Below are 12,012 nucleotides of genomic sequence, written 5' to 3' on the forward strand. Positions count from 1 at the left end.
AATGAGGCAAAACATGACGAATGTTTTGCCTCATTCTTTCAAAAATATTCGTTTGTTTTGTAGACTTTCTAAAAAATTGGTAGAAAGTAATTTACATCTAGTATGTTTTAATACTATAATTGAATTTATATACCGCTTTTTACATGACAGAATAAACAAAATGAAAAGAGCTTTCTTGTTGTTGATAAAAAGGGTTTAAGCAACCAGAAGGTTATTTTGTGCTAAAAAGGCAGAGTGTTGGTTAGGAGGAGAAAAATGAATAATATTAAAAAAGTATTAGTAGCAAACCGCGGTGAAATTGCAATTCGCGTGTTACGTGCATGTACTGAACTCAGAATCAAGACAGTAGCAATCTATTCACAAGAAGATACGGGAGCATTTCATAGATATAAGGCGGATGAAGCTTATCTCGTCGGAGAGGGTAAAAAACCAATCGATGCCTACTTAGATATCGAAAATATCATTGAAATTGCAAAAGAAGCAGAAGTTGATGCGATTCATCCAGGATATGGTTTCCTGTCTGAAAACATTGAATTTGCGCGCAGATGTGAACAAGAAGGCATCATTTTTGTTGGTCCTAAATCGAAGCATTTAGACATGTTTGGCGATAAAATTAAAGCGAAAGAACAAGCTTTACTAGCTGATATTCCAGTTATCCCAGGAAGCGATGGTCCTGTTTCTGGAATTGATGACGTCGTTGAATTTGGTAAGAAAAACGGTTATCCGCTCATGATTAAAGCTTCTTTAGGCGGCGGCGGAAGAGGTATGCGTGTTGTTCCATCAGAAGAGCATGTAAAGGAAGCCTTTGAACGGGCTGCCTCAGAAGCAAAAGCTGCTTTCGGTAACGATGAAGTTTACGTTGAAAAATGCGTCATGAATCCAAAGCATATTGAAGTTCAAATTTTAGGCGACTCGCATGGCAATATCGTTCATTTGTTTGAACGTGATTGTTCTGTCCAAAGACGCCATCAAAAAGTAGTGGAAGTTGCCCCTTGTAATGCCATCACATCAGATTTACGTGAGCGCATCTGTTCGGCAGCTGTTAAATTAATGAAAAACGTGGATTATCTAAACGCAGGTACAGTTGAATTTCTTGTTGAAGGGGAAGATTTCTACTTTATCGAAGTAAATCCGCGTGTTCAAGTAGAGCACACCATCACAGAAATGATTACTGGAATTGATATTGTGCAGTCGCAATTATTTATTGCAGATGGCTATTCAATGCATGACCAACTCGTTGCTATCCCGCAACAAAAAGATATTCGTATTCAAGGTTCAGCTATTCAATGCCGTATCACAACAGAAGATCCACTTAATAATTTTATGCCGGATACTGGACGAATCAATACTTACCGTTCAACAGGTGGTTTTGGTGTCCGTCTTGATGCGGGGAATGGTTTCCAAGGAACAGTCGTAACACCGTTCTATGATTCACTACTCGTAAAATTATCAACATGGGGTATGACATTTGAGCAAGCACTAAGAAAAATGGTTCGTAATCTAGTTGAATTCCGAATTCGTGGCGTAAAAACGAATATTCCGTTTCTATTAAACGTAGCACGTCACCCAGACTTCATTAGCGGAAACTACAACACATCGTTTATCGACTCAACGCCAGAACTATTTAAATTCCCTCACGTACGCGACCGCGGGACAAAAACCCTGCGTTATATTAGTAACGTCACCGTGAACGGCTTCCCGGGAATTAAGCAAGATGAAAAGCCAGTTTATAATGAGCCACGAGTGCCAAAAATCCCTTACGGACAAAAAATTGAACCAGGTACGAAACAAATTTTAGACGCAAAAGGGCCAGAAGGTGTAGTGGATTTTGTGAAGTCACAAGATGAAGTATTACTCACAGACACCACGCTTCGTGATGCGCACCAATCCTTGCTCGCGACACGCGTTCGCTCTAAAGATATTTTCCAAATTGCAGATGCTATGGCGCATTTGCTTCCAAATATGTTTTCATTCGAGATGTGGGGTGGTGCCACGTTTGATGTCGCTTATCGTTTCTTAAATGAAGACCCGTGGGTACGTTTAGAAACCTTGCGCAAACAAATTCCAAACGTCATGTTCCAAATGTTGCTTCGTGGTGCAAACGGCGTCGGTTACAAAAACTATCCAGATAACGTCATTCGCGAATTCGTGAAACTTTCCGCTCAGTCAGGCGTCGATGTTTTCCGTGTGTTCGATAGCTTAAACTGGATTAAAGGAATGGAAACGTCCATTGAAGCTGTTCGCGATACAGGCAAAATTGTGGAAGCGACAATTTGTTACACAGGTGATATTGATGACGAAACGCGTACAAAATACACAATCGATTATTACAAAGATATGGCCAAAGAATTGGTGGCGCAAGGGACACATATCCTCGGTATCAAAGATATGGCAGGCCTTTTAAAACCACAAGCTGCTTATCGTTTAATTAACGAACTAAAAGATACGGTCGATGTACCAATTCATTTGCACACGCATGATACGAGCGGTAATGGAATTTACACATATGCTGCTGCAGTTAGTGCTGGCGTGGATATTGTCGATGTTGCGTCAAGCGCGATGAGTGGGGCGACGAGCCAACCGAGCATGACAGGTCTTTATTACGGTCTTGTAAACGGGAAGCGCCAAACAAATTTAGATGCGCATAACTCGCAAATTTTGAACCATTACTGGGAAGATGTTCGGAAATACTATAAAGACTTCGATAATGCGCTCAATTCACCGCAAACAGAAGTATATGTACACGAAATGCCAGGTGGCCAATATACCAACTTACAACAACAAGCAACGGCTGTAGGACTGGGCGATCGTTTTGATGATGTGAAGGAAATGTACTCTACAGTGAACCAAATGTTTGGCGATATCGTAAAAGTGACACCTTCTTCAAAAGTTGTCGGTGACATGGCACTCTTCATGGTACAAAACGATTTAACAGAAGAGCTTGTTTATGAAAAAGGAGATACGATTGATTTTCCTGATTCGGTCATTGAATTTTTCCGCGGCGAAATTGGACAGCCGTACGGAGGATTCCCTGAGAAGCTACAAAAGCTCGTATTAAAAGGTCAAAAGCCACTAATCGATCGTCCGGGAGCGCTTATGGAGCCAGTTGATTTTTCTAAAGTAAAAGAAGAATTACAAGAAAAAATGGGCTACGAGCCAACTGAACGCGATGTGATGGCTTACATTCTCTATCCAAAAGTATTCCTTGATTATCAAAAAATGATTGATAAATATGGTAATGTAACAGTTCTTGATACACCAACATTCTATAAAGGAATGCGTCTCGGCGAAACAATTCAAGTGGAGCTTGAAAAAGGAAAAATCCTGCTCATCAAATTGAATTCTATCGGAGAACCAATTGCTGACGGAACACGAGTCATCTACTTCGAATTAAACGGTCAACCACGTGAAATTAACGTGCAAGATTTCAACGTACAAGCGACTGTTGTTGCGCGGCGTAAAATTGATACGACGAATCCGGAACATGTAGGTGCAACAATGACTGGCTCTGTTATCCAAGTTGTTGCGGCTAAAGGACAAAAAGTGAAAAAAGGCGACCCACTTCTCATCACGGAAGCGATGAAGATGGAAACGACCATTCAAGCACCATTTGATGGTGAAGTCAAAACTATTTTCGTATCAGACGGTGATACGATTGAATCTGGCGATCTGTTAATGGAAGTCGCACGCATTTAAGAAAACCTCTAGGGGCATGGCTCGCCATGCCCCTTTTTTATGAAAAAAGGCTTGAAATTACTTTACAAATATTACGTTTTGAGGTAACTTAACATAAGGTGGTTCTCCCACCAAATGAAAGCAGCTTATGCGAAACGGAAGGCGTTACATAAGAAAACATACAAATACATCGACATCCGTAGGCTTCTAACTTGGAGGCGATTTTTATAAGAGAGAGATAAATTGACGAGAATTTATTTACTAAACTTGGAAAGAAGTGTTTTTGTGAAACAAGTATGGGAAGTTTTAAAAGAACAAATTAAATATACTCCGATGATGATTCGTATTTCGCGTTATGAAGACCGAGCGAACTATCAAAGTCACTACTTAGGATTATTATGGGAGATTTTAAATCCGCTAATTCAAGTCGCTATTTATTTCCTAGTCTTTGGTTACGGGTTAAGAGGAAGCTCCACACTTCAAGGGACAGACGTTAGTTTCCTTGAATGGATGCTAGCGGGAATTGTGCCGTGGTTCTTCATTAACAGTGTTGTCATGCAAGGAACAAATAGTATTTTTAATAAAATTCATCTCGTATCAAAAATGAATTTTCCGATGAGCATTTTGCCGAATATTACTATCATCTCGAATCTAATGAGCTATTTTGTGATGACCATCATTATGGTAATCATTTTCTTAGTGAAAGGAACACCTATCAGTATTTACTGGGGGCAATACCTCTATTATTTCGTTTCGATGATTTTATTCTTATTTAGCTTTTCGCTTTTCAATGCGACAATCACTGTCTTAGTACGAGATTACTACATGGCGCTTCAAAGCGTTATGCGCGTTTTATTTTATTTAACTGGGATTGTTTGGAATATCCCGCAACTATTGCCTGAATGGGCTGCTAACCTATTAAAACTAAATCCATTTATGTACATTGTAGACGGCTTTAGAGATTCGCTTCTGCTCGGAAAATGGTTCTGGGAGTCGCCGTCTTATACGATTTATTTCTGGCTGCTCACCTTATTTTTCCTCTTTGTCGGATCAATCTTACACATGAAATTCCGCGAAAGATTCGTTGATTTCGTATAAGGAGCGTTTTGTATGAGTACAAATCTAAAAGTATCTTTTAAGCACGTGTCTAAAGAATACGATTTATTTGCGAGTAAGGCGGAAAGTATGAAAGCTGCCTTCCGTAAAGAGTCCCAAGATTCATTTTGGGCATTAAAAGATGTGTCCTTTACTATTTTTGAAGGGGAGTCAATCGGTATTATTGGCATTAACGGTTCTGGAAAGTCCACGATTTCAAGTATTATGGCTGGTATCGTGCAGGCGACAGAAGGCGAAGTTAAAACAAATGGCGTGGCATCGCTCATTGCGATTAATGCAGGTTTCAAGGGACCACTCACTGGGCTTGAAAACATCCGCCTGAAATGCCTTATGCAAGGATTAACGAACAAACAAATTGAACGTATCCTACCAGATATTATCGATTTTGCCGACATTGGCGATTTTATCAACCAACCCGTCAAAAACTATTCAAGCGGCATGCGCTCACGCCTGGGATTCGCTGTATCGGTTCATATTGACCCGGATATTTTAATTATCGATGAAGCTCTTTCTGTCGGGGATGACACATTTTATCATAAATGTGTGAATAAAATCGAGTCGTTTAAAGCAGAAGGGAAGACGATTGTTTTTGTGAGTCACTCCTTAGAGCAAGTGAAAAAGCTATGTGACCGTATTATTTGGATGCATTACGGTAGCTTAAAGGAAATTGGCGCAGCAAATGAAGTGGCGGAGTCCTATGAGTCGTTTGTAAAATGGTTTAATGAACAATCGAGATCGTTTAAGAAAGCCTACCAACTAGAAATGAAAGCAGCACAAAAAAGCCGTCCTGAAGAAATTCATGAGAACCCAGCCTTTAGTGAACAAAAAGTAAAAGTAAGCGATAAATGGCTACTCGTTTCGGGCGTAGCTTGTCTGGCTCTTTTTGGAACTTTAGTTGCGACAGGACATTCATTTTTAGGTTTATTTTAAAAGAACAGCTGAACCATTTTGGTTCAGCTGTTCTTTTTATAGAAGCCGATCGGTTTGATCAATATAAATCATTTCTTTCAAGAAATCTTTGTAGTAATCCGATTCGAAATGTGAAAAGGAATGCCCAAATGGATAGTAATAATCACCGATATAGCCTTTGTTCGTGAAATCAATGACACGAACGTTTGGTGCTTTCAACAAGAAGTAGTTATTTAAACGGTCCCATAAATACTGTGCTTTTTGAATAGCCATTTTATTTGGATAAACTGTTTTTTTCCCAACTTCATCATAATACTCACAGGTGAAGCCGCCTTTATTCAAGATAATCCGGTTTTCAGGAATAATTGTCGTAAGTTCTTCAATAAAACGATCGGCATAATGCGTCCATTCGTTAAAAAATTCTTCATCATTCAAATGCGTCATCATTCGGTGACAAGGTAAATCATCAGCAATGTGGCTACCTTCAACAATGTAGGAAAAAGTAATGGCCGTTTTATCATTCAACCACATAACAGGGCGAATAGCATCGGCATATAAATCAATAATAAAATAATCCGGTTTTGCTTTTTTTAGCCGCTTAAAGAAATCCTTCTTAAAATCGTCTTTCATATAAGTCATATCAAAATGAGTGATTTCATCCTTATACTTATTAAAATCCACTTTTTCATCAAAATCTTCCGTCATAATGCTTATGAGCGAGGAATGCATTTGCGTAAGAGCAACATGAAAGAAAGACTTATACTCTGGATTAAAATAAGGGGAGGAGTTAAACGCATTGCGACTAAAGCAAGTTCCCAGTACAGCGATATTTTTAGCTTGTCCTTTGCTCGTTGGACTTGGAGCAATTCGAATATATAAATTATTTCTAGACATTTTAGCTAATTTAAAATCAAATGCTTTTTTGGGAGCCGTTTGTAATTTATTCTCAAATTGAATACTTTCAGGCACATAAACAGGAAAATCAGGGAAACCATCAAGACGAATAAATGCATCCCAAATTTGATATGGCTTGAAAGTATCGAACGGAAATAAATTCGCTTTATTTACTTTTACATGATAGGACGATAACCAGTTTGTTTTAAAAGGAAAAATCAGCTCTTCTAAATACTCAAATTTCAAGAATTTCTTATCGCGCCGTTTTAAAACAAATTTGCCATTCTTTAGTGAGTGTTGACTTGCAAATTTAAACGATAGCTCTTTTGAACTCTCAGAAAAACTCTGTATTTGCACTTCTTGCTCCACTTTTTTGATAAAATAAAAAGCCAACCGATTTGAGCCAGTTTTATAAAAAGAAATACTCGTGTAAGGAATTGCATCCGGAAAAACAGTTTGATCCACATTGTTTTTCAAAGATTCGGCTAAATCTAAGTACATAGGATGAGATTCTTGGCCAGCAGTTTTTACAACTAAAAAGCAGTCTAAATTATTTAAATCATCTACTAAGAAAGCATAATCTAATCTATCAAAAGAAATGTCAAAGCTAAAATTCTGATTTTTAATATCAAAAAGTTCGAATTTTTGTACATGTTCAAAATAGTTATAGAGGGTAGGGTTAGGACGTCTTTTAATCACCAACTGCAATTTCAAGTTTTGTCTAGCCCAGTTAAAAGCATCTGCTTGAATAGAACCGGAACCACTAAAACCATTTTTGGTTAAAGTAAATGTTTCTAATATGGCCTGAAATGGCTTAGGCGTTGCGACTAGAATAAGCTTACTCGTTGAAAGATTAAACTCAAATTCAAAAAAGCTATCAGCATCTTTTAATGTATCTACTTGGCTGATGTCATTCGTTTGAACGATAGCTTCGCCTCGACTTGTATGGCATAAAAATGTCCAATTTGTTTTTCGGTCGTGAAGCGATTGTTTAGAGAGTAAAGCAAAAGGGACTTCTATTTGATAGAAACCATCTGCAAAAGCGGTTTTTAACTCAAATGACTTCGCCGGATGGATAAACTGGTTTTGTTGCTTATAAACTGCAGAAACAGTTTGAATGTCTACAGAACTTTTTAAATCAATTAACCAAGATTGTGTTTCTGTAGAGGTAGTAATTTTAGCAGCGATAACTTCCATGCGTATTCTCCTTTTCATTGTAATGCTCACATAAAATATTGTACCATAAAAAGAAAAATTTAAATCTTTCATTGCTTAAAAAGTGTATATTTTTTGTCGAAAGATGTTTCGATTTCTTTACAATTCTATTTTTTGACCGCAAGCGCTGTAATATATGTTATAACTAAAAAGTACCAAAGTAAACAAGGAGGAGATTTTAATCAAACATAGAAGTAATCATTGGCGATTTTTGATTTGTTTAGCTCTTATGTTGCTATTCATTCTGCCTGTGACAGAAAATGCTCAAGCTGCTACGTCATATAGTACGTATTATGCGCCAAATACAATTAATTTGAGAGCAAGCAGAACGTTTGATAGCAAAACGATTGTTCAAATTCCGAAAAATGCATCCTTTAAGGTGCTTGATGGATCAAAGGACAAAAATGATTGGGCAGAGGTCACATATAAGTCATATAAAGGATATATGCAAACGCGTTATTTCGCGAATACAAATCCAACTAAAACATACACGACTTACTATGCGCCATCAAATATCAATTTGCGTGAAAATCGAACATTTGATTCAAAAACGATTGTCGTTATTCCAAAAAATGCATCGTTTATTGTTGAAGACAACTCCGCAGATGGAAATAATTGGGTACGAATTATGTATAATCAAAAAGAGGGTTATATGGAAAAACGCTATTTAACGTTGTATAATCCCTCGAAAGGTTACGGCACATATTATGCGCCGAGCCCGATTAATTTACGTAAATCAGCAACTTTTGATTCAGCAACGGTAACTCAAATTCCAACAAATGCATCTTTTTCTGTGGAAGACAACTCAGCAAATAGTGCGGGATGGGTGCGAATTATTTATCAAGATAATATCGTTGGTTATATGCAGCAACGTTATTTAAGTGGCTATGATCCTCGTAAGACATACAACGATTATTATGCTTCTGATGTAGTAAATCTGCGATCAGGTCGTGATTTTTCAACAAGCGTTTCTTACGTGGTACCAAAAGGACAAGTCATGTATGCTTTGCAAGGATCAACAGATAGCAATGGCTGGACAGAATTTCAAGCAAATGGTCGAAAAGGTTATATGCAATTGCGATATGTTACAGCTAAAATTCCTAATGCCACATATGTTAATTATTATGCAATTAACAATGTTAATTTAAGAAATAAACAAGACTATAATTCACCAACCACCGTAACGATTCCTGCGAATCAACCTGCACTCGTTAATAAGGCTGATATCGGTAAAGAATGGGTGCGTGTAGTGTATAACAATATTCCTGGTTATACGAAGTTAGGATACTTGTCTAATGGGGCTCCTATCCAAAAACGTTATTACACGACAACTTATCCTACAACGTTTTCAAGCATGCTTGATACAAACATGAGGCTAACTCCGCAGACGGATAAAAAACCAAGTCAAATGTATATTTCAAGTGATGGAACATCTGTTACAGGCACAAGCGGCAAAGTTACGGCTACTAACATTTCAGTTAGAAGTGCCGCTAATACCAATGGTTTTGTTGTAGCAACGTTGAAAAAAGATCAGACATTTACCGTTTTAAATACGATAACTGATAGCAACAAGAAGAAATGGTATCAAGTGAACTTTTCGAGACAATGGTTTAATGCCAATCGAACTGATACTGCCTATTATTTAAATCCTAATAATTTTAGTAAAAACTCAGCAAGCTACTTGCAATTTCTTATTTTGTCGAAGCCAGCAAACATTGATCCAGCAGAGGTTAATCGAACGGTCTTAGCTGGAAAAGGAATACTAGCGAATAAAGCAACTAGTTTCCAAACTGCGGCTCAGCAAAATAGTGTTAGCGAAATTTATTTGCTGGCACATGCGCTTCTAGAAACAGGTAATGGTACATCTCAATTAGCAAATGGTGTAGTTGTGAGCAGCGTAGATGGCAAACCTGTTACACCTAAAAAGGTGTATAACATGTATGGCATTGGAGCTGTTGATAGCGCGCCACTTCAAAAAGGCTCAGAACGCGCCTATAAAGAAGGTTGGGACACACCTGAAAAAGCGATTATAGGTGGAGCTAAATTTATTGGTGATAAGTACATTAATGCAGGTCAAAATACGTTATACAAAATGAGATGGAATCCAGCTACTCCAGGTACTCATTTGTATGCAACTGACATTGCTTGGGCATACAAGCAAGTGAATACAATGAATCAAATTTATAGCAAGCTTACGCGTTACACCCAAGAATTTGATACACCAATTTATAGGTAAACAAAAGGCCAAGGGTATTATTACCTTTGGCTTTTCATGTTGTATTTTTATAGTAGAAGTTGATTAAAAAAGTTTATTTTGCTATATTAATAGATAGTTTGAAAAGGAGGATGGTTTTTTGAAGAGCAAAAAAAAGATGTGGTATCTTTTCTCTATTTTTATCGGATTTATTTGTTTATTAGGCTTTTATAAATTTGATATCATTAGTTTTTTAGTTATCTTTTCCTTTGGAGCAATGCTTTTTTTATGCATACGACAATTGGAACATCTCACATTTAATTGGCTAAAATGCGTGGGTAGCATTTTGATAGCTGCATTTTGGTTAGCATCTACATATTTAGGAAATTTATCGTCTCACACAATAATAAGCTTTATCTACATATTAGGGGCATTTTACTTTTTAACAAATTTATTTTACTTACTTTTACTTGAACTTGCTCATCCGTTCTCACCTTTAGTTAAGAGTCGAATTAAAAAATATGAATTAGCCATATATGCCGGCATACCTTTTGTTTCATGGATGTTTTCATTTTTAGCTTATTTTCCAGCAAAAATGACTTTTGATTCTTATTATCAATGGGCAATGGCACATGATGTTAGGCAGTATAGCGCATGGCATCCGCTACTACACACCTTATGGGTGGAGTTCACATCTAATATTTATAATTCTCCAGCTAGTTATATTTTCACTCAAATCGTCGTAGTGGCACTTATTGTTGGCTATGCCATCTATTCGTTAACGAAATTAGGTTTACCGAAATTTTTAGGGTATTTACTTGCTTTTGGCTACGCGCTTTGGCCTGTTATGATGTTATATAGTGTGACAGCGTGGAAAGATATTCCGTTCGCGGCATTCATTCTATTATTCACAACATTATTAGCAAAAATTGTTGCTTCAAACGGTACTTGGTTGAAAAAACCACTTAATCTTACTGCACTTATTTTAGTAGCTTTTGTAACAATTAATTTAAGAAATAATGGTGTATTTATTGTCGTCGTTACTTTGCTTCTTTTAGTCATTTTTATGAAGGGTTTCAGAATCCGAATGGGCTTTGTGTTTGTTATCGTTATGGCAATGAATTTGCTTTTCAATGGTCCGGTTGCAAACGCACTAAATGTGCAGCAAAATCCGTTAAACCAAGCTTTAGCGATTCCTTCACAACAAATTGGTGCAACTTTTTATTACAACGGTCAGTTTACAAAAGAATTAAAGGACTATTTTACTGAAATTTTACCTGAAGAAAATTGGAAAAAAGACTATAATCCTTATACGGTTGACCCAATTAAACATGATGCAGCTTATAACTCTGCGCCTATTGATGCGGATTTTGGGCTATACATTAAAAACTGGGCGAAGTTAATGACGGATAATTTTGGGATTTATGTAAAATCATATTTGGATCAAACTAGTGCGATTTGGCGTTATCAGTCGCCAGACAACTATTCAGTCTTTTTCGGTTCAACAGCAAAATTACAAGATATTAATTATGATATTCGAACATTTGCGATAATGACAAATACGCCGAATGATGTTGAAAAGGTTAATCGGGCAGGGTACGAACGCTATATGAATGAGCTTAAGTCTGTAGGTGTAGACAGCAATCTTTCTTATGAAGATTACATTAAAAATAGTGTTGAGCCATCTGCTAAACCGCTATATTCCGACTCTAAATTTACAAGCTATGACAATTTTTTAAACCAACTTATGGAAAAAGTTAGAACGGATTGGCAAAATATTTTACTTAAAGGGGCAATTCCGTTATTGCTACTTCTAGTTGCATTTGTTTCAAATCTTGGTAGGGGCAGAAGATTAAGTTGGCTACTTTTTGTACCAGCGTTTCTAGCTGTTGCAACAATTGCTGTTGCGATGCCAGCGACAGACTTTAGATACAGTTTTAGCTTCATTTTCACAGTGCCTTTCCTATTTTTTGTTGCAAAGCTAAACTTGGAAAAAAATTAGAATTATT

General features: G+C 37.1%; 6 protein-coding genes. 5 read left to right on the forward strand and 1 reads right to left on the reverse strand.

Features of this window, described 5'->3' with window-relative positions:
- Positions 1 to 255 precede the first annotated feature (255 nt).
- From pyc to CFT42_RS00740, 3 genes are all read left to right on the forward strand, one after another.
- Entirely contained in the window at positions 256 to 3,696 is a 3,441-nt protein-coding gene (pyc, locus tag CFT42_RS00730; protein ID WP_088808690.1) for a pyruvate carboxylase, read from the forward strand.
- Between the two features lie 264 nt (positions 3,697 to 3,960).
- Positions 3,961 to 4,773, forward strand: a complete 813-nt coding sequence (locus CFT42_RS00735) for an ABC transporter permease (protein ID WP_088809062.1) — start codon at positions 3,961 to 3,963, stop codon at positions 4,771 to 4,773.
- Positions 4,774 to 4,785: 12 nt separating this feature from the next.
- A complete protein-coding gene (locus tag CFT42_RS00740; RefSeq protein WP_088808691.1) occupies positions 4,786 to 5,721 on the forward strand; it encodes an ABC transporter ATP-binding protein in 936 nt (311 codons plus the stop codon).
- A 36-nt stretch (positions 5,722 to 5,757) separates the two neighbouring features.
- Here CFT42_RS00740 and CFT42_RS00745 read toward each other — a convergent pair whose 3' ends face one another.
- Complete coding sequence (locus tag CFT42_RS00745) at positions 5,758 to 7,791, reverse strand: DUF6270 domain-containing protein (RefSeq protein ID WP_088815153.1); 2,034 nt, start codon at positions 7,789 to 7,791, stop codon at positions 5,758 to 5,760.
- A gap of 247 nt (positions 7,792 to 8,038) precedes the next feature.
- On the opposite strand from CFT42_RS00745, the gene CFT42_RS00750 reads away from it, so the two are divergent.
- Together CFT42_RS00750 and CFT42_RS00755 are read left to right on the forward strand one after the other, a co-directional pair.
- Positions 8,039 to 10,045 (forward strand): SH3 domain-containing protein, encoded by a 2,007-nt coding sequence (locus CFT42_RS00750; protein WP_088808693.1) that lies wholly within the window; start codon positions 8,039 to 8,041, stop codon positions 10,043 to 10,045.
- Positions 10,046 to 10,349: 304 nt separating this feature from the next.
- On the forward strand, positions 10,350 to 12,005 hold the full coding sequence (locus tag CFT42_RS00755; protein ID WP_159458134.1) for a DUF6020 family protein: 1,656 nt from the start codon (positions 10,350 to 10,352) through the stop codon (positions 12,003 to 12,005).
- Positions 12,006 to 12,012: the final 7 nt, after the last annotated feature.

It is taken from the genome of Listeria goaensis, from assembly GCF_900186125.1.
In the GTDB taxonomy this organism is placed as follows: Bacteria; Bacillota; Bacilli; order Lactobacillales; family Listeriaceae; genus Listeria; species Listeria goaensis.